Consider the following 23,096-nt stretch of genomic DNA (forward strand, 5'->3'; position numbering starts at 1 on the left):
CGCAGAAATTATCAGTTGGCAATTGGCAGTTTTCATTTATCCTCGCGCTCGTTTCTAACGCGTGCGTTATAATTAGGCGTTTTTAACGCAATACAGCAGTGAAATTTATTTCAACCCCATTCTTGTAACAAAAGCTGGCACGAGGTAAGCTTTTAGTTCAGCAAAAGGAATAAACACCACAATCTGCCCCTGCGCATAGCTGGCCACTTCGTAAGGGTTGTACATAAAAGCAAGCCCGCTGCTATTGAAGTAAAAGTTTTTGTTAGGCTTTAAAAAATTATCAAACAAAACCGAGTTAAGGGCATCGCTAGCTTTAACGTTGTATTCTTTTCTGAAGTTTTTTTCTACAATTCGTTGTAAGGTATTGCTATCAATCTTAACTACATCGCTTAAAGTCATTTGCTTTTTGCTCTGCACGTCTAAGCAATACATGGTACTGCTATAATTACCATGGGCTCCACCGGTGTAGCTATCAGCCAGAAAATCGATTACCACATAACCACTACCATTAAAACTTATGCTTTGCTGGCTGTTATTGGTATAATTCATCCAGGCTTCAAAATCGTCAGTCCTGCCATTTTTTTGCTGGTCGGCCACTTCGCTTACATAATCTTTGAAGTAGGCCTGTGCGATAGTTTTAAAGCCAGTTTCGCGATTTGCATTGTTTTTAATACCAACTATCTGTTTAAGCTGCTTATCTAACCACATGCCATAATCATCTTGCTTTTTAGCTTGTAAATATTCGAAGCTGATTTGTGCTGAAGGCGATTTGGCTTTACTCGCAAAAGCCTTTGCCGAATCCTGATAAATACCGGCTATAAATTCGTAACTACCTTCGGGATAGGTCTCTGTTAGTAAAACCGGATGTTGTTTGGTTTTATCGCCATTTTCCCAGGTACCTTTAAATGCGTTACCGGTCCATTTTAAAGAAAAATGGGGTTGTTTGGCGTTCTGGTCGAAGTAATAATCGTAAAAACTGTTCTCGCGCAACACTACGCTATCTGCTCCAATTAAAGTATCGCTGGCCAAATTAAGCCAGGAGCCATCATAATAATAGTTTCCATCATATTCGCCATTTACTTTTTGCAGATTCACTACAACTGTTTTACCGGCAATTGTACCTGTTAAACGTTTGTAAAAGTTTTCAGGTAAAGCGGTTTTGGTCGTTTGGGTACTGTCAGCACTTTCGGTACTGTTTGTATTGTTTTTAGGGTTGTTACAAGCCGATACAATCAGCAATCCGAAAAGGCAAAATGGGATAAGATATTTCATAAAGCAACAATTAATTCGCTTATAACTTACAGTCGAAACTAAGGTTTTGTTTTATTAAAGCTCTTGTTAATGCTGTAATACAGGTTTTTTGCGGTGTATCTTCCCGGGTCAATTATCCTCCTGATGGTAAGGAGGGGATAGTTTTCATCGCGTGCGGTCGATAAAATAAAAGCGGCCTTAAATCCGTGCTCTTTCAGTTTATGCAGATTTGCCGCTTTGTAAACCCCATAAGGATAGGCGAAATATTCCACTTTTTTGCCTGTAATTTCTTCCAGTTTTTTAGTTGGCTCGTCTATCTGGGTTTTCCAGTCTGCATCCGTAAACTGGGCAAAGTTTTTATGGTCGTAGGTATGGCTTGCAATGGTATTTCCTTCGTCAGAAAGTTGTTTAATCTGCTCTTTGGTCATGTAATTAATGCGGCCTTTTCTACCGATTGAAACCGTCATGATAAAATAAACGCCTTTAAACCCGTATTTTTTCAGTGTGGAGTTGCCCACCGTAAACTGATCTTCGTCGGTATCGTCGAAAGTAATCATAATGGGTTTCTCCGGTAATTTGGCACCATATACCAGATAATTGTACAGCTGATCGGGTAAAATAGAATGGTAACCACTATCGGCCAGCATTTTCATGTGTTCCCTGAATTTATCGGGCGCTATAATATCATCGTGCGCCCTTTTGCTGTCGCTCGCTGTGGTGTTTCTAATCTGGTGATAACACAAAACCGGTACTTCCCGGCGGGCGAGGATCGTTTTGGCATCAGCAGGTTTTGTATTTACCGAATCTGTTTTAACCGCTTCAGTAGCCGTTTTTGCGGCAGGTTTTTCCTTTGCTGCGTTTGATGGCTGGCATGAAGCAAATAACACAGCAGAAAGGGCGCCGTAGAGCAGAAATTTTTTCATGTTCCTTTTTTGGAATTAAAAGCTGTTTTTAATGCTGTTGCTCAACGTTTTTGGCGACCAGTAACCGCTTGCTATGATTCTGCGGATGGTAAACAAAGGATCTTTTTCATCACGTTTGGTAGAAAGCTGATAAGCCATTCTGAAACCGCGTTTTTTCAATTCAGGAATACCTTCTGCATTCCATAAACCAAATGGATAAGCAAATTCAGTCATTTTTTTACCTGTAATCTCTTCCAGTTTTTTGGTTGGCTTATCCAGTTGCTCTTCCCAGTCTTTGCCAGCATATTTTTTAAAGTTTTTATGGTCGTAAGTGTGGCTGCCAATTACATTGCCTTCATCAGCAAGTTGTTTAATCTGCTCCTTAGTCATGTAATCTACAAATTTACCCTTACGGCCAATCGAAACCGTCATGATAAAATAAACTGCTTTAAAGCCTAGCTTATCTAAGGTCGGACGTACAATCGTAAATTGGTCCATGTCGGTATCATCAAAAGTTAACATAATGGGCTTACTTGGCAAGGCTGCACCTGTGTTCAGGTAAGCATAAAGCTGATCGGGAAGGATGGTGTGGTAACCACTGTCGGCCAGCATTTTCATCTGATCTTTAAAATTCTGGATTTCTACGATATAATCTTTACCCACTTTTCCATCAGTCGGTTTCCAGTTTCTAACCTGGTGGTAACACAAAATAGGCACTTGTTTGCGGGCTAAGATGGTTTTGGCATCAGCCACTTTTATTTTCGATACATCAACGGCAGCAGCTCCGGTATTTGCAGTGGTTTGCACTGTTTTACCAGTCGAATCTTTTCCTGTTGAACTTTCTGTTTGTGATTTAGATTGGCAGCTGGCGAATAGGATGGCACCTGCTGTAATTAGCGTTAGTAGGCTGTATTTCATAGTTATTATATATGCTTGCAAAACTATAAAATCCCTTAGTTATTTTATATCAAATGTAATGTTGTTGATAATTATTTGTGTGGGCGTGATATTTAAATAAACTATCGTATTTATTACATAATTAAACACCTTAATCGGCTTTAATTAAATAATTTAGCCGCTCCAAACAATTATTCATGAATAAACTTTACAAACTACTTGTTTGCGCGCAGTTTTTGTCGCTAACTGTTGCCGCACAAACCAAAACATTTACCATTACCGAAAATATTCAGCCTCAACCCAAGGCAAATTATCAGCTTGCTTCGCGTTTTTCGCCAAATAAGCTGAAGAAAATGGTATATTCTACTGCTGTAGATCCACATTGGTTAAAACTAAGTAACCGTTTCTGGTACACTTTCGAAAGCCCAAAAGGCAAATTCTGGTACCTGGTTGATGCCGCTGCCAAAAGCAAAAAAGTAATGTTCGATAATGCCAAACTGGCTGCAGATATTACTTTAATTGTACGCGATCCTTTTGATGCCGAGCACCTGCCTTTAGAAAACCTGAAGTTTGCAGCTGATGAAAAAAGCATTTCTTTCGAAGTTAAAAGTACGGTTGATGAACTGAAAAAAGACCGCAAGGATAAAAAAGCGGCCGATTCATTGCAGAAAAAAGTCTATTCTTTTAAATACGACCTGGCTACGGCGAAATTAACTGAGATCCCTAATTTCAGCAGACCTAAACCAAAACCAGGCTGGGGTTCTGTAGCACCCGATTCATCGGCGATTATCTTTTCGCGCAATTACAATTTGTATTGGATGGATAAAGAGAACTACAAAAAAGCAGTTAAAAATGAAGACGATAGCACCATTGTAGAGCACCAGTTAACCAAAGATGGCGTTAAATTTTATTCGTACGGGAGTGATGGCGATGGTGAAAATAACGTAGAGAATGAGAAAAATAATAAAAAACGTCGGGGAGCTTATGTGCTTTGGTCGCCAAATTCGAAGTATTTTGTGTTAGATCGTACAGATTCACGTAAGGTGAAAGATCTTTGGGTAATTAACAGTGTTACACCTGGCCGCCCAACGTTAGAAACTTATAAATATCAGATGCCAGGTGAGGCAGAGGCCCCTCAGGATGAAGTATTGTTGTTTGATTTTAATGCAAAAACCTACAAAAAACTCAATGTTTCGGCGTTTAAAGATCAAAGCATTTCCGTTTGGAGCAAACCAGCCTTAAATAAAGATCGCGATAACGAATTCCGTCCGTCGGTTTGGCTGGGTAACGATAGCCGTTTCTATTTCTCGCGCACCAGTCGCGATTTAAAGCGCATTGATATCGGTACCGTTGATATTGCTACCGGTAAGGTTACTCCATTAATTGACGAGCGTTTTAATACCTATGTCGAAGTAAACCGTCCGGGTTTGGTAAACGATGGTAAAGAGTTGATTCACTGGAGCGAGCGCGATGGCTGGGCACATTTTTACCTGTTTGATGAAAATGGAAAACTGAAAAACCAGATTACCAAAGGTGCTTTCCACTGCGAAAGTATTGTAAATATCGACGAGAAAAAGCGTGTGCTTTATTTCACTGCAAATGGCCGGGAAGGTAAAGAAGACCCTTACTATTTACATTTATACAGCATTAATTTCGATGGCTCGAACATGAAATTGTTAAATGCGGGCGATTTCGATCATGCCATTAACATGAACGATAACAATTCTTTCTTTGTTGATAACTACTCGAGGGTAAACACAGCGCCAAAATCTACTTTGTATGATGGTTCAGGCCGAAAAGTAATGGAGTTAGAAACTACTGATCTTTCATTGCTGATGGCTGCCGGTTATAAATTCCCCGAGCCTTTTAAGGTTAAGGCTGATGATGGCATAACCGATTTGTATGGTGTAATGTATAAGCCTTTCGATTTCGATCCGAATAAAAAATATCCGATTATCGAGTATGTGTACCCTGGACCACAAACTGAGGCGGTAAACAAAGCCTTTAGCAAAAGCATGGACCGTACCGAGCGTTTGGCGCAGTTTGGCTATATTGTTATTACAGTGGGTAACCGTGGCGGTAATCCTTCGCGCTCTAAATGGTACCATACCTATGGTTATGGAAATCTGCGCGATTATGGTTTGGCCGACAAGAAAACTGCTGTTGAGCAGCTGGCTTCAAAATATGCATTTATCGACGATACTAAAGTGGGTATTACCGGTCATTCTGGTGGCGGTTTTATGTCTACAGCTGCCATGTTGGTTTACCCCGATTTCTTTAAGGCGGCTGTTTCAAATGCAGGTAACCACGATAACAGCATTTACAACCGCTGGTGGAGTGAGAAACACCATGGGGTGAAAGAAACCATTTCGTTAAAAGGCGATACTTCATTTAAATACAGCATTGATAAAAACCCTGATCTGGCTAAGAACCTTAAAGGACATTTATTATTGATGCACGGTGATGTGGATAACAACGTACACCCGGCAAACTCTATCCGTGTGGCTAATGCTTTGATGAAAGCTGGTAAACGTTTCGATTTCTTGCTTATTCCAGGGCAGCGTCATGGTTTTGGCGATATGACCGAATATGCCTTCTGGAAACTGGCCGACCATTTTAATAAATATTTAATTGGCGATTTTTCTACCCCAGCCGATGTGGATCTGGTAGAAATGGACCGTGATATTGAACAAAACGGAAAGTAAGGTTTTTGTTTTTGAATTTTTATGAAATGCCTTGTGGAAACACAGGGCATTTTGCATACCGCCATGGTTTGTGTCATCACAAACCATTTTTTATCTATCCAAAATGCCATGTCTTAGGTCTTTATTCCCTATCTCCATTTCCTAACACCATGGTACATGTCATCACAAACCATCAATTATTATCATTCGAAAAGCAATTGCAGTAGTACTTCGGCTATTGCAGTCCTGCTATTGCCCATAGTCCCGATTTGAAGGAATCGGGAGCTATCTGGCGCTATCAGGTTTGGTTAACTTTGTTCAGTGTTTCAAATGGCAGGGTCAAGGTTCGTGGTCATGGTTTTTGTCACACAAACCATATATCAAAAAACAAAAAAAGGTTCCGGATTCATATCCGGAACCTTTAAGGTAATTAGCTGATCTGATCTGATTTGTTTTTTACTTGTAAAGGTAGTTTACTGCAATTACGTCGTTTGCATTAAAGGTACGGTTACCACCATTAGAGCAGGCTAACATAAATGAAGCTGCATCAGGTTGAGAAGGGGTTCCCGGAATCTTTACGGCTCCTACGGTCGATTTACCTTCGTTACCGGCACCACTTGCCCCGCAACTAAAGGCACGGTTCATGTAATCGGTATGGCGGAAACCAATGCAGTGGCCTACTTCGTGCTGGATCACAGAAGCCAGGTACAATAAATTCGGGTTGCTGCCATAAGCCGCTTCATTGGTATTCATTTTGATCTGATTGTAAGGATTACCTGTAGAAGTTGGGAAACCGGCCGAACCTAAAGTAATGAAACCGCCGCTAGGGCCTTCGTTAAAACCAACTACATCAATGTTGCCTTTTGATCCTGTAGCTGCTCTTTGGAAAGTAATGCGCAGGCCTAAAGAATTATAGCGCGAAATCATGGTATTAACAGCATCGCTGTAAACCTGTGGCAGGTTGGTAACCGATACGGTAATTACACGTGGTAAAGATTTAACCAGGTTTGTGGTTCTGTATTGCTCGGTTTCAGCAATATTCAGATTCGCATCTGTGGAAACCTCGGTTAAATTATCTTCAGTTAAAAGGATATCTCCTTCAACTAAATAGCCACCCTCCACTTTACGGATATTATCGGTGCTAAAGCCCAGCGTTTTTACTTGTGCCAGGGTATTATTCGAAATATCAGTTTTATTCTCTACTGCGTTTTCTGTATTATTACTCTTACAAGAGTATGAGGCAGTGAATAGCAGGCACGCAGTTGCCAATGATAAAAATCTGGTGTTTTTCATTTCTGTTAGGTTTAAATGAATAATGATTGAATAAGTTAGTTAATAATATTTGCTAATTACCTTATAAATACTAATTTAGAGAACAATTGTGATGTAAACAAAATTTTACAATAAAATATTCTTGAAAGTCAGCACTGTATTTTTAGTTATATTATTATGTCTTTGCGTGGGTGCTTTAAACGCACAATCACAACCCGGTGGTGTGGATAAAAATTTTCAAAAATTTATTGCTACTAAAGGTAATATCGAATTATTACAGCCGAACGAGCTCTTATTAGTGAGGTTTAACCATGCCTTAACCGCAAGTGAAATTCAATTGTTAAAGCCCAAAAAGAAACTCGCCAGCGATTACTTTATTGCAGAGAAAAGCACAGTTTCAGTGCTTTCGTCTAGTTTGGTTTACCAGGGGGCAGCCAGTGGTTTGTGGAAGGTAAGCGATGGGTTAATGAAACTGCTAAGCAAAAACAGCAAAACAAGCGATTCGTTGCTGGTTAGGCTCGCTGTTAAAAATTTAGCCGTTTCGCCGGCTTTTCTCAAAAATTTAAAGGTTAAATCGGTTGATAACAATAACAATATCTGCACTGTTTATATCTTACCTGACGATCTACAACAGGTTTTAACTTACGGTGAAGTGCTCTATGCAGATATTATTGCACAGGCAAAAACCGAAGTAGTAATTAACGGTTTAGATTTGGGCCTCAACCAGATTGCCAACGCACATAGTCTGTTTCCCGGTATTGATGGAACGGGCATTAACCTTTCGCTTAAAGAAGGCATGTACGATGTAACCGATCTTGATATTTTGGGTAAAACCGTACAGGGAGCTACACTTACGGGCAAAGCTACTGCGCATGCAACTACCATGGCAACTTTGGCCATTGGTAATGGTAACTCATTTATTAGGGGGCTGGGGGCAGCACCAAAAGCAAAGCTGGCTTTTTCGAGTTTCGATAACCTGCTGCCCGATTTACCTACTGATTTGAATAAATTTCAAATTCGGGTTCAAAACCATTCGTATGGTGTGGGCATCGATAATAACTACGGTATTGAAGCTGCTGCATACGATAAACAGATTTTTGAAACCGATACCTTAATCCATGTTTTTTCGGCAGGAAATAGCGGAACCCAAACGCCTTCTGCAGGTTTTTATCAGGGTATAGCTGCCAGGGCCAATTTAACGGGGAATTTTAAACAGGCCAAAAACGTATTGGTTATTGGCGGGATAAACCGCGAAAATGTTGCTGAAAATTTAAGTAGCAAAGGCCCGGCTTATGATGGACGTGTAAAACCCGAAATAGTAGCTTTGGGCGAAGATGGTACTTCGGGCTCTGCAGCCATTACCAGTGGATCGGTAATACTCTTAGAGCAGTTTTATCACCAGAAATTTAAAAAGGCCCCTTCAGCTTCGCTCATTAAAGCTGCTTTAATTAATGCTGCCGACGATTTAGGAACGCCACACGTAGATTATGTATACGGCTATGGAAAATTAAACGTAGCACAGGCACTAAAAACTTTGGATGAGAACAGGGTTGCTGTTTATACGGTAGCCAAAGCCCAGGATCTGGTTATTCCTTTAAGCATCCCGGCCAATGTTGCCGAAGTTAAAATTACGCTGGTATGGAACGACCCTGCTGCGGTAGTAAATGCTGCACAGGGCCTGGTAAATGGTTTAGACTTGAGCCTCGAAAGTCCTGGTGGTAGCCTAACCTTGCCATGGGTTTTAAATGGAGCAGCCGATTTAAACTCACTTTCAGCGCCAGCTGTGCGTAAGGCCGATTTAATTAATAATATCCAGCAGGTTACTTTAGAAAATCCAGCGGCTGGTAGTTTTAAGATTCACGTAAAAGGGGATAGAATTACACAGGGCAACCAGCAAAATTTCGCTTTGGCCTATAGCTACAGACTTAAAAATACCTTTACTTTCATCACGCCCGAAAAAGAGGGCAGTTTTTTTGCCACAGAAAGCAATTATATCCGTTGGGATAATACCTATAATTCCCAATCGGGCAATTTATCCATAAGCTACGATGAAGGTAAAAGCTGGGAAACTATCGCCGCAGGTGTTGATTTGAGCAGAGGACTGTATAACTGGAATGCACCAGATCGTTTTGTGAAAGCCATTTTAAAAATGGAAGTAGAAGGAAATGTGATTTTGAGTCCTGCTTTTACAATTTCGAGCCCCCGCATATTGAGAGTAGGCTACGCATGCACTGATGGCATTGTTCTAAACTGGAATCCACAGCCTGGCGCCAAAGATTATACCGTTTACAATTTAGTTAACAATGTATTGTCGCCGGTTTTAAACGTAACCGATACTTTAATCAAGCTTGATATGGCTAAAGTTAGCAGTAAGTATTTTGCTGTAGCTGCGAACGGGACTAATTTTACTGGTTTAAAGAGTTATACCATCGATTATACCCAGCAGGGTGTTGCCTGTTATGTCAGGAGTTTATCGGCCAGTAATACCAGTGATGACAAAATCAGGCTCGACCTGAGCATTGGTACTACGCTCGATATTAAAAATATCATTTGGGAGAAACAGACGGGCGTAAATACCTATACGGTTTTAAAACAAACACAGCCCGTTCAAAATCAGCTGGATTACAGTATTTTGGACGAAAACCCAAAACTGGGGATCCAGTTTTACCGGGTTACTTTCGAAACCGCCAACGGGAAGTATAGCAGCGATTTAGCTTCAGCGGTATTTCTTAAAGAGAACGACTTTTCTTTTTATCCTAATCCCGTAAGCGATTACCTCACTATTTTAAGCGGTTCGTTTAAAGATTATAGCCTATCTATCTATAATATGCTTGGACAAAAAGTTTTCGATGAAAAAGCATCAAGCACTAACCGGTTTGGGGTAAATGCATTGGCAACCGGGGTGTATGTGGGGGTAATTGTACAGGATGGGCAGCAGGTTAAAAAGTTTAAGTTGATTAAGAAGTAACTGATTATATTCTCCCTATTTCTTCGTATTTTTCAAAAAATGACACCTTGATATGAAAAAAACATGCCTGTTTTCTGCTTGTGCGCTCTTATTTTTTGTTTCCTGTAAACAAGGAGCAAAAACAACTGCAATTACTGCCGATTCTTTGGCCATCAAAGCCATTAACGATAGTAGCTTAACGCAGTACCTTTCGGTTATTGCTGCCGATAGTTTACAGGGAAGAAAACCCTTTACCCAGGGCGAAACCAAAACCATTAACTATTTAAAGGCACAGTTTGAGCGACTGGGTTTAGCACCCGGCAATGGCAAGAGTTATTTTCAGGAAGTGCCCATGGTTGAGATCAAATCAATACCTGAAGACAAAATGGTGCTGAAGGGAAAAACAGCATCCCTCACACTGAATTACCTAACCGATTTTGTTGCAGGTACAAGGCGCGTGCAGGAGGAGGTAGGTATCAGCAATTCGCCTTTGGTTTTTGCCGGCTACGGTATTGTTGCGCCAGAATATGGCTGGAACGATTATGCCGGTTTAGATGTGAAAGGAAAAACGGTAGTGGTATTGATTAACGATCCGGGTTTTGCCGATTCGACCTTGTTTAAAGGAAAAAACATGACTTATTACGGCCGCTGGACCTATAAATTTGAAGAGGCTGCCAGACAAGGCGCTGCAGGGATTATTATTGTGCATGATACCGAGCCTGCCGCTTATCCCTGGACAGTAGTAAGAAGTGGCTGGTCTAAATCCAAACTCAATCTCCAATCGGCCGATAATGGCATGAACAGGGCAGTGGTTGAAGGCTGGATTGCTTTAGATAAAGCGAGACAACTTTTTGCACTGGATGGAAAATCTTTTGATCAGCTCGCTGTAAATGCACGCAAAAAAGGATTTAAGGCTGTTGATTTAAATGTTACTACCTCTCTTAAAATTAAAAACACCATTAAAAAGTCGGTCACTTATAACGTATTGGCCACTATACCGGGCAACAAGCGTAAAGATGAAGCCATTATTTATTCGGCCCATTGGGATCATTTGGGAATAGGGGAAAAAGTTAAAGGCGATTCGATTTACAATGGTGCGGTTGACAATGCCACCGGAGTAGCTTCGTTGTTCGAAATTGCCTCGGCTTTTAAAAAACTGCCCAAAAATCCTGAGCGCACCATCTTATTTATTTCCTACACGGCAGAAGAGCAGGGTTTATTGGGGTCAGAATTTTATGCCAAACATCCGGTTTTTCCGCTGGCTAAAACGGTTGCCAATATCAATATGGATATGATGGGTATAGCTGGTAAAACCAAAGATGTCGTGGTGTATGGTTTTGGTCAGTCAGAACTCGAAGATTATGCGGCCGAAGCTGCTAAAAAACAGGGAAGGGTAATTGTTCCTGATCCCGTTCCATCGTCTGGCCTGTACTACCGTTCCGATCATTTTAACCTGGCTAAAGTTGGTGTTCCGGCGTTATTTACGGGTTCTGGTGTAGATAATGTTAAGCATGGAAGGGAATGGGGATTAAAACAGGTTGCCGATTTTACCAAAATGCGCTATCACTCGCCACAAGATAATTTTGATGCCAAAACCTGGGATTTATCAGGTATTGTAGCAGATGTACGGATGCTTTTTGACTTGGGCTACCGCCTAAGCAATGAAGATACCTTTCCAAAGTGGAAAACAGGCTCTGAATTTAAAGCCATTAGAGAAGAGAAATAAACAAAAAGCGCCCCGTAGGTATTCGGGACGCTTTTCGAAAAAAAGTCATTAGTTAAATGCTTCCTGTTGGAAGGATTTAATTAAAAGTGAAACTGTACACCTAATTTTGGTGCGAAAGTATTAGCTTCTAAACCGAAAGAGTTGGTAGTAGTTTTTGCACCGGTTGCTTCAGCTTTGATTTGGTTGTTTGCATAACCTAAACCATTAACCGATACTTCGATACCGATTCTTTTGGTTGGGAAGAAAGCAAAACCTGGAGCAATGTTTACACCGATTGAGGTAGTAGTACCTACTTTAGCACCTGTATCGCCGTTAGCATCAACTGCTTTTACGGTACCAAAAGCCATGGGAACTGATAATTGTCCGAAGAATTTAAATTGCTCTGATAAACCAACATAGTAACGGCCAAAAGGCGAAACCTGGAAAGCACCAATTTGGTGTGGAGCTGCACCACTTACAGTTTTAGCATAAGTGTAACCTACACCAGTACCGATGGCAAAGTTGTTGCCTACAAAATAACCAACACTTGGGATTACGCTAAAGTCGATATCAGATTTAGCAGCACCTTCTACTTTGGTTGAATTAAAACCAACATTACCGCCTAAAATAAATTTTCCTTTTTCAGTTTGTGCTTTTGCACCAAAAGCTAAACCTGCTACTGCTACTAATGATAATAATAGTTTTTTCATTGTTTTATTAATTATATTTTGTGTTAAAAATATAGCCAGTTTTACTATTTTAATGTCTGACTATATTTGCCTAAAAGTCAACACTTGTGCCAAAAAACTTCCTTTAAGTCATCAAAAAATCAGTTTTCTGTCAACCCCTTAGTTTATAGTTAGATGTAAATTTAGTGTTAACTCAATATTATTTTCGTGTGACTAAAAATCAATCGATTGATTAATTTTTTGGCTATGACAAATTGACAATCTGACTTTTTTTGTATAAATGTCAGATTTTATTGTAGCAGAAATGGCAGTTTTGGAGAGGAGTGTGCCAGGAATTTTTTTATACTTTACAAGCTGAAATGAGGTTGTCTATTTTCTTTTTGATAATCGCAACAGTTCTTTCATCTGTTAAATTTCCGGTTGCATCGAATTTATTTTGGGCTTGGGCAATTAAAACTTCAGGTTGCAAAACAGGGTTCATATTTAAGAAGGTAAAAACGGGTAAAAAAGCAGTTTGCATTCTTACAGTGCCCCACTGGCCCTGGGTAGCACCCATTACCGCAACGGGTTTATGAAGCAGTGGAGAGTCTTTGCCCCGGCTGGCCCAATCTATGGCATTTTTTAATCCGCCCGGAATAGAATAATTATATTCTGGCGAAGCAATAATAAATGCATCGGCAAGAGCCAGTGAATCTCTGAATTGGGTAACACTTGCTGGTCTTTCAGCAGCTTCTGGTAAATCCTGATCGGCATTATAAAGCGGAATGTCTTCGAAAGATACTATTTCGAAATCAATACCTTCAGGAATCAGGCTTCCGGCAAATTTGAGTAACATGGCATTATAAGAGCCCTTTCTTAAACTTCCGCAAAGGCCAACAATTTTTCTGTTCTTTTCCATAGCTACTAAACCACAACATGATCAAAATGTTTGGCTTTTGCAAGGACAAGAGGTCTCCGTTAAAAAAATATAATCCTTATTTTTGGGACATAATAACATTTTGCTATGACCGAAAATACCTCTACCACAGCTATTATTGAAAAAACTGTTTTTCCGATCCTGTTTGCTTTAAGCTTTTCACATCTGTTAAATGATACCATTCAGTCGCTCATTCCGGCAATTTATCCTATCATTAAAACCAGCTATCACCTTAGTTTTTCGCAGATTGGCTTGATTACCTTAACGTTTCAGCTGGCAGCCTCATTATTGCAACCTTTTGTGGGCTTGTATACCGATAAAAAACCACAACCTTATTCGCTGGCGGTTGGTATGGGCTTTACGCTAATTGGTTTGGTATCGCTTTCACAATCCACGCACTTCTATACCATCTTGTTATCGGTTTGTTTTATCGGTATTGGTTCTTCTATTTTTCATCCTGAGGCTTCGCGCATGGCTCATGCTGCATCAGGAGGGAAGAGGGGCCTCGCACAATCTGTTTTTCAGTTAGGTGGCAATGCAGGCAGCTCTTTAGGACCATTGTTGGCGGCCTGGATTATTGTACCTTACGGACAGTTTAGCGTAGTTTGGTTTTCAGTTATTGCCCTTTTAGCCATCATCATATTAACTTATGTAGGCAACTGGTATAAAGGTTTTATGCTTTCCAGAAGTAAAAAAGTTAATATTCAGACCGTTGTTAACCAGTTTTCTAGAACCAAGGTTATCTTTTCGGTATGTATTTTATTGCTGTTGATTTTCTCTAAATACTTTTACATGGCCAGTTTAACCAATTATTTTACCTTTTATTTAATTGATAAATTCCATGTTTCGGTACAAACTTCGCAGGTTTACCTGTTTGTATTCTTGTTCTCGGTAGCTGCCGGAACGCTATTGGGCGGACCAATTGGCGATAAAATAGGTCGGAAATATGTAATCTGGGCCTCTATTTTAGGAACTGCACCCTTTGCTTTATTGTTACCTTATGCCAGCTTGTTCTGGATAGGCGTTTTAATTGTACCCATTGGGATGATTTTAGCTTCGGCATTTTCGGCTATACTGGTATATGCGCAAGAGCTTATTCCGGGCAAGGTGGGCTTGGTAGCCGGCTTGTTTTTTGGCTTCGCCTTTGGTATGGGGGGGATAGGGTCGGCACTTTTAGGTAAGCTGGCCGATTCAACCAGTATTGAATATGTATTTAATGTGTGTGCATTTTTGCCCTTGATTGGTTTGCTCACCGGTTTCCTTCCCAATATTGAAACCAAAAAGAAATAAAACAAAAAATCCCATCGCTGATGGGATTTTTGTTTTAATTGAGAATTTTGAGGTTAAAATAGGATATAAATTTTAAAGCCCAGGTTGTTGATAAAACCCTGGCTAGTTAAATAAGCCAAAAAGAAATAAGATAATCCCACTCTTCATACTAAAGAGCGGGATTATTTGTTAAAAGTGGAAGTTTAATCCAAGAAATGGATTAAAGGTATTAAGGCCAAATTCAAATGCTTCAGCTTCATACCAGCTATAAGTTGGCGCAGGGCCATCATAATCTATTTTATTATATGATAATAATGAGAAACCTAGTTCAATACCCAGTTTTTTAGTCGGAAAAAATGCTAAGCCAGGATTAATAGAGGCATTGTACTGGATGTATTTGGTATTTGGTTCAAAATTATAAGCATAGGTACTGATTTCATTGGTCTTTACAACTCCTATTGTTCCACTAAATTGACCAAAAGCTTTAAATTTTTCAGTAATATCAACATAATACCTCACTATTGGGCCTACCGAAATTCCCTTTTGTTTACTCGTTCTTGTCGAGGTAAGGTTACTGTTTGCATCATAATTATTATTCAGCGTTTTACCATAATTTGCCCCGATAGTTAATCCAACAGCTAAGTTTTTAGAGAAGAAATGTGCATACCTTGGAGTAATGCTGTAATAATTTCTTTTTTCGTAGTTAGAAGACTCTGTTTTTGAGGTAGAAATACTGAAACTCCCACCAATCATATTGTCTCCTTTTTCGGTTTGGGCATTAACTCCCATGGTGATAGCGCATAATGCTACCAGCGTTAATAATTGTTTTTTCATTTGTGTGTGTGTTTTTGTGTATTCAATTATAAACTAAAAAAATGATATAAAACTAATTTTTTAGTTAAATAATTGTTAAGCGATTGATTTTCAGAAGTAAAAATATTCTGTCCGGTAATCATCTGAATTCAATAGTTACTGGCGGTTAAGTTTTTGGATAAAATAATAGGTATCCAAGGCATCTTCCGATGCTGCATCATCATTTTCATTGGTGATTGATTTTACTTTACCATCACTTTTTGATGAACCAGTGTTATTGTACTCAAATTTGATGTTGCCAATCGATTTCATCTTTCCATCTTCAGATTTAAAAACAGAATTGTAATATTCAATTCTTATATCATCTATCGATTTGATTTTTCCATCCTCTGAGGCGAATACACTATTATAATATTCCACTTTTTTATCACCAATTGATTTTACTTTTCCATCTTCTGATTTAAAAACAGAATTGTAATATTCGATTTTAGTGCCATCAATAGATTTGATTTTTCCATCTTCAGAAGGGAATACACTGCTGTAATATTCTATTTTACCCCGAAAGCGCTGGGCATTTGCCTGATTGGAAAAACTTAATAGGAAAAGCAAGCTTAAACCTGCCAGGTTTAAAATTGAGGTTGTTATATTTTTCATGAGCGGTTAAGATTAGAAATGAATATTGACCGTGAAAGTAGGGGTGAAGTTCTGCAGGGCCAGTCTCAGGTTATTGGTCTTATCGTAATTGTACAGCGATTCAGAAGCATAGTAATTCTGATGAAAGAACGTTACGATCGGAAAAGAAAACTCGAGCGTGGTATGATCGGATATGGAATAAGTAAAACCAGGGCTTAAACTGGCGCCATACCCTTTAACCTTGGCATCGGTCTTAATTAAGTAGCCCTCCTCATCAATCCGATTAAAGGTATTAACCTGAAGCAACAGATTGGCCTGCATAAAGAACTTAAAATGGTCTTTTACGTCTACATATTTGCGCAGAAAAGGAGAAAAACCAAAGCTAAATTCCTTCGGACCATAACGGTCTTCGTAGCGACCATCTTCTTCATCCCACGAAATGTAGCTTTCGCCACGTAATTTGGAAAGGTTTAAAGGCAGCTCGAGGCCAATGGCCAGGTTATTGGCTAAAAAATAACCTCCTCGTGGAGTTACGGTAAAGGTGTTGAGACTTGGGGCCGAACTGTTTTGTTTAGAGGTACCAAAGCTTACGCTGAGGCCGGCAAAGCCTGTTCCTTTTTCAGTTTGGGCATAACAGCGCCAACTGACGGCGCATAGCAGCGCCATGATGATTAATTTAGGTTTCATTATGTTGTGTTTTTGTGTGTAATCAATAATAATCATTATTGAAACAAAAAGCAAGAAATGAAACTATTATGTTAGTTACTTTAAGACGGCTTAAACAAAAAAATCCCATAGACGTTAATCTATGGGATTTTGATTACTATGTTTTAATCTGCCTTTTGGTTCAGGAACACAAAATTATGATCGAACATATCTAACTTAATTTTACTGTCTTTATCTACCTTGCCCGCCAATATCTCTTTCGACAGCTCATTTAAGATTCTTTTCTGGATAACCCTTTTCAGTGGTCTTGCACCAAACTGCGGGTCGTAGCCCAGTTGCGCCAACCAATCTAAGGCTTCGTCGCTAGCTTCCATTTCAATGCCCATCTCGGCCAGGGTATGTTGCACCTGTTTAAACTGCAGGCTCACAATATTCCTGATTTCGCTGCGGTTAAGCGGGGTAAACATAATCAACTCATCAATACGGTTTAAAAATTCCGGACGAATGGTCTGTTTCAACACTTCAAACAGCTCATTTTTGGTTTTGGCAATCACTTCATCGCGGTTTTCATCACTTAAGTTTTTGAAATTATCCTGAATCAAGTGTGCACCAATATTAGAGGTCATGATGATGATGGTATTTTTAAAATTTACCGTCCTGCCTTTATTATCGGTTAAACGGCCATCATCCAGTACTTGCAACAGGATGTTAAACACATCAGGGTGCGCTTTTTCAATCTCATCAAGCAATACTACCGAGTAAGGTTTCCGCCTTACAGCCTCAGTCAGTTGTCCGCCTTCATCATAACCTACGTATCCCGGAGGTGCACCAATTAAACGCGATACCGCATGGCGTTCCTGGTATTCACTCATATCGATACGGGTCAAAGCATTTTCATCGTTAAATAAGAACTCAGCCAATGCTTTGGCCAATTCGGTTTTACCTACACCAGTGGTACCTAAAAAGATGAATGAGCCTATTGGTTTACGCTTATCCTGCAAACCGGCACGCGAGCGACGGATGGCATCTGAAATGGCTTCAATAGCTTCGTCCTGACCAGCCACACGCTGATGTAGCTCCTGTTCTAAATTCAGCAGTTTTTCGCGTTCGCTGGCTATCAGTTTAGTAACCGGAATGCCTGTCCAGCGGCCAACTACTCCTGCAATGTCATCAGCTGTAACTTCTTCTTTCAGCATGCGGCTGTCACTTTGCTGGCTTTCTAAATCGGCTTTTAACTGCTCAACCTTATCTTGTGCTTCTTTAATTTTTCCGTAACGGATTTCGGCGACCTTACCATAATCTCCGGCACGTTCGGCCTGCTCAGCTTCTAATTTATAGTGTTCAATCTGCTCGATCTGGTTGTTTACCGCATCAACTAAATCTTTTTCACCTTGCCATTTGGCCTTAAACTCATCGCGTTCGGCTGATAGATTGGCAATCTCTTCTGATAGTTCTTTAACTTTCCTGTCGTCTTTTTCGCGTTTAATGGCTTCGCGTTCAATCTCCAGACGCATAATTTCACGTTCTAGCGCATCTACATTTTCAGGTACGCTATCCATTTCCATGCGAAGCTTAGAAGCAGCCTCGTCCATTAAATCGATGGCTTTATCGGGTAAGAAACGGTCGGCAATATACCTTTGACTCATTTCTACGGCAGCAATAATGGCCTCGTCTTTAATCCGCACTTTGTGGTGGGTTTCGTAACGTTCTTTCAATCCACGCAGAATGGAAATGGCATCCTGGGTATCAGGTTCCTCAACCATTACCTTTTGGAAACGGCGTTCAAGGGCTTTATCTTTTTCCAGGTATTTCTGGTACTCATCCAAAGTAGTTGCACCAATTGCCCTTAGTTCGCCACGTGCCAAAGCTGGTTTTAAAATGTTTGCGGCATCCATGGCACCTTCGCCACCACCTGCACCAACCAGTGTATGGATCTCATCAATAAACAGGATGATATCGCCATCACTTTGGGTAACTTCTTTAACAACCGCTTTCAGGCGTTCTTCAAACTCGCCTTTATATTTTGCACCGGCAATTAATGCACCCATATCAAGGGAGTAAACGGTTTTGCTTTTCAGGTTTTCGGGCACATCGCCTTTTATAATCCTGAAGGCAATACCTTCGGCAATCGCCGTTTTACCCACACCAGGCTCACCAATTAAAATCGGGTTATTTTTAGTCCGGCGCGATAAAATCTGAATCACCCGGCGGATTTCTTCATCACGGCCAATTACCGGATCTAGCTTTCCACTCTCGGCATATTCGTTTAAGTTCCGGGCATATTTACTCAAAGCCTGGTAAGTGGCTTCGGCATTTTGATCGGTTACACGGTTATCGCCACGCAACTCGATAATGGCTTTTTTAAGGTCTTTCTCGTTAACGCCCTGTTCTTTTAATAATTTCGAAACAGAATCGTTTACGGCTAAAATGCCCAATAATAAGTGCTCTACCGAAACAAATTCGTCTTTAAACTCTTTTAAAAAGGTTTGTGCTTTTTGTAAAGCGCTATTGGCATTTGATGACAGATAGACATTGCTTCCGCTCACTTTCGGGAATTTGGCAATCTCCGCATCAAGGTTTTGATTTAAGGTATTCAGGTTAACGTTTAACTTCTTTAATACATAAGAAACTACGTTTTCATCAACAGTAAGCAAACCTTTAAGCAGGTGTGCTGTTTCAATAGCTTGTTGCTGGTTGCCCTGGGCTATTGCAGAAGCCTGTTGAACTGCTTCCTGGGCTTTTATGGTAAAATTGTTGAAGTTCATATTCCCTTTAAGGTCAAAACAAATGCCATAGCGATTTTGATTTTCAGAATCGGAAATTTTGTCGGTATGAAATTGTTTTTTATGACTAAATTGCTGATTTTTAGTGTTTTATGCTGAAGTTTTGTCGTGTGGTTTGCGTGGTTATTATTAATTGCGAAGAGGCATCTGAATGCAAAAACGATTTTTATTGTTCAGGTATATGTAATCTGCTAACTGATTTGGGCGTTACCCAAGCTGCGCAAGGGTCGGGCTTTTCAGGGCTGCGCTGCGCTCCGGTACCGATTTTTCATCGGTACTAAACCCTTACAATCCCTAACGCGGGATTACCGCTATCAGACCTCGCAGGTTTTTAAAACTTGCGAGGTCTGAATATCAATTTACCTATCGGTCGGTGTCTCACCGACCGAAACCCAACATGCAGGTTTAAACCTTACAGGTTTCTTTGCTACCGCGCTATTAAAACCTGTAAGGTTTATTTTGTCTCTATGGTATATTTTCCTGCTGTAAGTTCTATTTTGTTACTGCTAATTTTACCATTAACCAAAATTTCCATATTGCGAACAATAGGAAGTTCCATGCTGGCAGTCGAATTAGGAGGTATGACAATGTTATACGTCACACCTTTTTGTGTTCTTTTCCAATTACTGATAATTTTTCCATAAGGCCCAACGTGACTCGCATCGAAACCATCCAAACCTGCTACAACATGAGGTTCTAAAATAATATGTTTAAAACCAGGCTGCTTTTCATCAGGTCTGATACCACCCGGCGATTTATACAGCCAGGCGCCAATTTCGCCAAACATAATGTGGTTCATCGAAATATCCGATTTGGCATCAATTGGCCAGTTTTCGTACAACGTAGTGGCTCCGTTTTCCATCCACCAGCCCCAGCTTGGGTAAGTTTTTTGTGCTGCCACTTTATAGGCCATATCCGCATAACCATTCTCACTCAAAGCATTTAAAATGGCTTTGGTACCCAGCAAACCTACATCCAGGTGGAAACCATCTGCCTCAACGCGTTTGGCCAGGTTTTGAGCCACCAATTGTCTCGATTCTTCTGGAACAATTTTCCAATATAAAGGCACACTCATTTCCGTTTGTATACCGGTGCCATAAATACCTTTTTGCTTATCCAGGTATTTAGCGTTAAATGCATTTTTGATTTTCAGTGCCAATGCATTGTATTTTTCATAATCGGCATTCTTGCCTAAAATTTTGGCTGCTTTGGCCAGAATTACCACATCAGCATAATAATAACAGGTAGAAGTAAGCTCTACAGGCGATTTAGATTTCACCGGAATCCAGTCGCCCAAACCCCAGGTTGTTAAGCCAGTAGGGTAGTTTTCATCAATGTGGTTAACGTATTTTCTGATGTTTTCGTAGCAATCTGCGAGTAATTTTTTATCACCATAAAACAGGTAAACATTCCAGGGGATAATGGCAATGGTGCTGGTCCAGTCGGGGCCGTTGCCCCATTCATACCCCCAGCCATCGGTTGGGATAATAGAAGGCAATACACCATTGGGTTGTTGCTCGTCGCGGTGATCGGCCAGCCATTTTTCGTAAATGGTAATGCCATCAAAGCCATAGAGACCGGTTTCTATGGCAATTTGCGCATCGCCTGTCCACCCGTTTTTTTCACGCTGCGGGCAATCTGTTGGGTAACCGAAGAGGTTCGATAAATAAGAATTATTGGTTGCGTAATAAATTTTATTGATGATGGGATCGGTAGATTTAATATCGCCAACCGTCGGAACATCACTATGCATAAAATAGCCTACGAGGTCTTCTTTTTTTAATTCGATAGGAGTAGAAGTGGTAACCTCAACATACTGAAAACCTTTATAATTGAAGTGAGGCATAAACGATTGTGCACCTTTGCCACTTAAAATCAGGATATCGGTTTGAAATGGATCCGTATCATCAGTAGGGCGGTAGTGAGCATCGATATTCGAAACATCCAACCGACCATTTGCATATAAACGTTCACCATGTTTTAACCGAACCACAGTACCTGTCGGACCATTTAAAGTGATTTTACTTACTCCCGAAATGTTCCGCCCCAGATCGAAGAGGTAAGTGGTATCGTTAATTTTTTTAACCGTTTTGGTCGCAATTTCTTCCACATTACGAATGGGATGAAGCGCCTGCGCTACAATATTTCGCGATGGTGCCGAGCGGTAAATTACCGCTTTCCAGTCTTTATCATCAAAACTTACCGTATTCCAGCCTGTTTTTTCCATGGGGGCATCGTAATGCTCGGCGGTGTAAATGCTGTTAAAAACAATGGGGCTTAGCGCCGTTTTCCAGTCTTTGCCCGATTTAATGGTTTCGGTGGTGCCATCTTCGTAGGTAATCTTTAAATCGAAGCAGAAAGTAGGCCTGTTGCGCCAGGGAGCACGATCGAAATACCAAACCGCTGTAGATTGGTGGTTGTACCAACCATTTCCTAAAAGCACACCAATGGCATTATTGCCCTGGTTTATTTCCTGCGTTACATCGTAAGTTACATATAATGTTCTCCTGTCGAAACGGGTGTACATTGGGTCCATGCGGTGGTTGCCAATCTTTTTCCCGTTAATGGAAAGTTCGTATAAACCGGCAGCAGCAATATAGGCCCGGGCCGATTTTATTTTTTTACCGGTTGAAAAGGCATGACGGAAATAGGGGGCAGGCTTTAATTTAACATTTTCATTATCCGAAATCCAGGCACCCTGCCAATTGGCCATATTCATCATGCCCATTTCGAAAGCCGAAATTTTGCTTGCCGTTTTTTTATTTCCGTTGGTAATATCTAGCCGCCAAAAATATTTGGTAAAAGGTTTTAGTGGCTGGCCCGAATAAGTGGTTAAGTTCAGGTCTGACTGCTGCCAGCCCGTATTCCACAAAGTAGCTTTTCCATTAAGCAGTGCTACAGAATCGGTGTTGACCAAAATGCGGTAGGTAAGCTGTCTGGCGCCGGGCGTAGCATCGTTCATTTGCCAGGTAAACCGGGGATTGGGGTTATCTAAACCTATTGGATTGATTAAATATTCGGTTTTTAATGCCGTTAGTGTAGTTTGGGCAGATACACTGGCTACTGGCGCGAGCATTAAAAATAAAGCAGAAAATTGCAGCAACTTAGATTTCATTTGTTTGGTATTTGAAACTAAGGTATCAAAATAATGCGTGGATGGGCAAAGCGCAATGGATTTTTTACGCATAAAAAAAGCGAAGACTATGCTTCGCTTTTTTGAAATAAGATGCTAAATGCTATTGGTATAGTGTCAGGAGCTTATCCTAATATCTCTTTCAGCTTTTGTGTCTGATGATCGACCAGTTTTTGTAATGGGCCCGAAGCCAGCATTTTCATCATCATATTTAAATCAGCAGAGATGATGTGTTTTGCTGTGGTGGTACCATTACCATTATCGTTTAACGTCCATTTTAATTCTACTTCAAAAGGTGCTTTCTCAGTAGGGATGGCGGTTAATTCTTGATTTTCAATACGATTAGAGATTTTAATGGCCAGTTTTGCCATGTTTTGGATGGTAAAACGTGCTTCATCCTCTGTCGATTCCCAGTTATAGATATTCTCTGGCATCAGTTGCTGATGATTGTTCATGTTAGATAGAAAGGCATAAACCTCTGCAACGGGTTTATTTACTTCTACAGCGCTTTCAATAATCGTCATTATATATGGTTT

General features: G+C 40.4%; 16 protein-coding genes. 4 read left to right on the top strand and 12 right to left on the bottom strand.

Annotation, left to right across the window (positions count from 1 at the left end):
* Positions 1 to 105: 105 nt before the first annotated feature.
* Genes BLR37_RS21810 through BLR37_RS21820 form a run of 3 tightly spaced genes read right to left on the bottom strand, consistent with a single transcriptional unit; the run spans position 106 to position 3,071 of the window.
* Complete coding sequence (locus tag BLR37_RS21810; RefSeq protein WP_090772374.1) at positions 106 to 1,272, bottom strand: RsiV family protein; 1,167 nt, start codon at positions 1,270 to 1,272, stop codon at positions 106 to 108.
* 38 nt (positions 1,273 to 1,310) lie between these two features.
* Positions 1,311 to 2,174, bottom strand: a complete 864-nt coding sequence (locus BLR37_RS21815) for a polysaccharide deacetylase family protein (protein WP_090772376.1) — start codon at positions 2,172 to 2,174, stop codon at positions 1,311 to 1,313.
* 15 nt (positions 2,175 to 2,189) lie between these two features.
* Entirely contained in the window at positions 2,190 to 3,071 is an 882-nt protein-coding gene (locus tag BLR37_RS21820) for a polysaccharide deacetylase family protein (protein ID WP_039480003.1), read from the bottom strand.
* Between the two features lie 176 nt (positions 3,072 to 3,247).
* Between BLR37_RS21820 and BLR37_RS21825 the strand changes: the two genes are divergently transcribed.
* Entirely contained in the window at positions 3,248 to 5,755 is a 2,508-nt protein-coding gene (locus tag BLR37_RS21825; protein ID WP_090772378.1) for a S9 family peptidase, read from the top strand.
* A gap of 435 nt (positions 5,756 to 6,190) precedes the next feature.
* On the opposite strand, the gene BLR37_RS21830 is transcribed toward BLR37_RS21825, so the two are convergent.
* Complete coding sequence (locus BLR37_RS21830; protein ID WP_090772380.1) at positions 6,191 to 7,027, bottom strand: M57 family metalloprotease; 837 nt, start codon at positions 7,025 to 7,027, stop codon at positions 6,191 to 6,193.
* Between the two features lie 202 nt (positions 7,028 to 7,229).
* Between BLR37_RS21830 and BLR37_RS21835 the strand changes: the two genes are divergently transcribed.
* Positions 7,230 to 9,974, top strand: coding sequence for a S8 family peptidase (locus BLR37_RS21835; RefSeq protein WP_167356665.1), 2,745 nt, complete (start codon positions 7,230 to 7,232; stop codon positions 9,972 to 9,974).
* 52 nt (positions 9,975 to 10,026) lie between these two features.
* Entirely contained in the window at positions 10,027 to 11,679 is a 1,653-nt protein-coding gene (locus BLR37_RS21840) for a M28 family metallopeptidase (RefSeq protein ID WP_090772384.1), read from the top strand.
* An 80-nt stretch (positions 11,680 to 11,759) separates the two neighbouring features.
* Here the strand turns inward: BLR37_RS21840 and BLR37_RS21845 are convergent, their stop codons facing one another.
* Both BLR37_RS21845 and BLR37_RS21850 read right to left on the bottom strand, forming a co-directional pair.
* Entirely contained in the window at positions 11,760 to 12,368 is a 609-nt protein-coding gene (locus BLR37_RS21845; RefSeq protein WP_039479998.1) for an outer membrane beta-barrel protein, read from the bottom strand.
* Positions 12,369 to 12,687: 319 nt separating this feature from the next.
* A complete protein-coding gene (locus BLR37_RS21850) occupies positions 12,688 to 13,245 on the bottom strand; it encodes an NADPH-dependent FMN reductase (RefSeq protein ID WP_090772386.1) in 558 nt (185 codons plus the stop codon).
* A gap of 105 nt (positions 13,246 to 13,350) precedes the next feature.
* On the opposite strand from BLR37_RS21850, the gene BLR37_RS21855 reads away from it, so the two are divergent.
* Entirely contained in the window at positions 13,351 to 14,553 is a 1,203-nt protein-coding gene (locus tag BLR37_RS21855) for an MFS transporter (RefSeq protein WP_090772388.1), read from the top strand.
* A gap of 168 nt (positions 14,554 to 14,721) precedes the next feature.
* Here BLR37_RS21855 and BLR37_RS21860 read toward each other — a convergent pair whose 3' ends face one another.
* The 6 genes from BLR37_RS21860 to BLR37_RS21885 all read right to left on the bottom strand — a co-directional run bounded on the left by BLR37_RS21860 (position 14,722) and on the right by BLR37_RS21885 (position 23,084).
* A complete protein-coding gene (locus BLR37_RS21860; protein WP_090772390.1) occupies positions 14,722 to 15,366 on the bottom strand; it encodes an outer membrane beta-barrel protein in 645 nt (214 codons plus the stop codon).
* Positions 15,367 to 15,501: 135 nt separating this feature from the next.
* Positions 15,502 to 15,999 (bottom strand): hypothetical protein, encoded by a 498-nt coding sequence (locus BLR37_RS21865; RefSeq protein ID WP_090772391.1) that lies wholly within the window; start codon positions 15,997 to 15,999, stop codon positions 15,502 to 15,504.
* A gap of 12 nt (positions 16,000 to 16,011) precedes the next feature.
* Entirely contained in the window at positions 16,012 to 16,665 is a 654-nt protein-coding gene (locus tag BLR37_RS21870) for a hypothetical protein (protein WP_143009646.1), read from the bottom strand.
* A 143-nt stretch (positions 16,666 to 16,808) separates the two neighbouring features.
* Entirely contained in the window at positions 16,809 to 19,409 is a 2,601-nt protein-coding gene (gene clpB, locus BLR37_RS21875) for an ATP-dependent chaperone ClpB (RefSeq protein WP_090772395.1), read from the bottom strand.
* A gap of 472 nt (positions 19,410 to 19,881) precedes the next feature.
* Positions 19,882 to 22,542, bottom strand: coding sequence for an alpha-L-rhamnosidase (locus BLR37_RS21880; RefSeq protein ID WP_090772397.1), 2,661 nt, complete (start codon positions 22,540 to 22,542; stop codon positions 19,882 to 19,884).
* Between the two features lie 143 nt (positions 22,543 to 22,685).
* Positions 22,686 to 23,084, bottom strand: a complete 399-nt coding sequence (locus BLR37_RS21885; RefSeq protein WP_039478626.1) for an SRPBCC family protein — start codon at positions 23,082 to 23,084, stop codon at positions 22,686 to 22,688.
* Between the last annotated feature and the right edge of the window lie 12 nt (positions 23,085 to 23,096).

Source organism: Pedobacter soli, from assembly GCF_900101435.1.
In the GTDB taxonomy this organism is placed as follows: domain Bacteria; phylum Bacteroidota; class Bacteroidia; order Sphingobacteriales; family Sphingobacteriaceae; genus Pedobacter; species Pedobacter soli.

Coding starts and splice junctions, on each gene's coding strand:
- BLR37_RS21810 (WP_090772374.1), bottom strand. CDS start 1,272: ATGAAATATCTTATCCCATTTTGCCTTTTCGGATTGCTGATTGTATCG.
- BLR37_RS21815 (WP_090772376.1), bottom strand. CDS start 2,174: ATGAAAAAATTTCTGCTCTACGGCGCCCTTTCTGCTGTGTTATTTGCT.
- BLR37_RS21820 (WP_039480003.1), bottom strand. CDS start 3,071: ATGAAATACAGCCTACTAACGCTAATTACAGCAGGTGCCATCCTATTC.
- BLR37_RS21825 (WP_090772378.1), top strand. CDS start 3,248: ATGAATAAACTTTACAAACTACTTGTTTGCGCGCAGTTTTTGTCGCTA.
- BLR37_RS21830 (WP_090772380.1), bottom strand. CDS start 7,027: ATGAAAAACACCAGATTTTTATCATTGGCAACTGCGTGCCTGCTATTC.
- BLR37_RS21840 (WP_090772384.1), top strand. CDS start 10,027: ATGAAAAAAACATGCCTGTTTTCTGCTTGTGCGCTCTTATTTTTTGTT.
- BLR37_RS21845 (WP_039479998.1), bottom strand. CDS start 12,368: ATGAAAAAACTATTATTATCATTAGTAGCAGTAGCAGGTTTAGCTTTT.
- BLR37_RS21850 (WP_090772386.1), bottom strand. CDS start 13,245: ATGGAAAAGAACAGAAAAATTGTTGGCCTTTGCGGAAGTTTAAGAAAG.
- BLR37_RS21855 (WP_090772388.1), top strand. CDS start 13,351: ATGACCGAAAATACCTCTACCACAGCTATTATTGAAAAAACTGTTTTT.
- BLR37_RS21860 (WP_090772390.1), bottom strand. CDS start 15,366: ATGAAAAAACAATTATTAACGCTGGTAGCATTATGCGCTATCACCATG.
- BLR37_RS21865 (WP_090772391.1), bottom strand. CDS start 15,999: ATGAAAAATATAACAACCTCAATTTTAAACCTGGCAGGTTTAAGCTTG.
- BLR37_RS21870 (WP_143009646.1), bottom strand. CDS start 16,665: ATGAAACCTAAATTAATCATCATGGCGCTGCTATGCGCCGTCAGTTGG.
- clpB (WP_090772395.1), bottom strand. CDS start 19,409: ATGAACTTCAACAATTTTACCATAAAAGCCCAGGAAGCAGTTCAACAG.
- BLR37_RS21880 (WP_090772397.1), bottom strand. CDS start 22,542: ATGAAATCTAAGTTGCTGCAATTTTCTGCTTTATTTTTAATGCTCGCG.
- BLR37_RS21885 (WP_039478626.1), bottom strand. CDS start 23,084: ATGACGATTATTGAAAGCGCTGTAGAAGTAAATAAACCCGTTGCAGAG.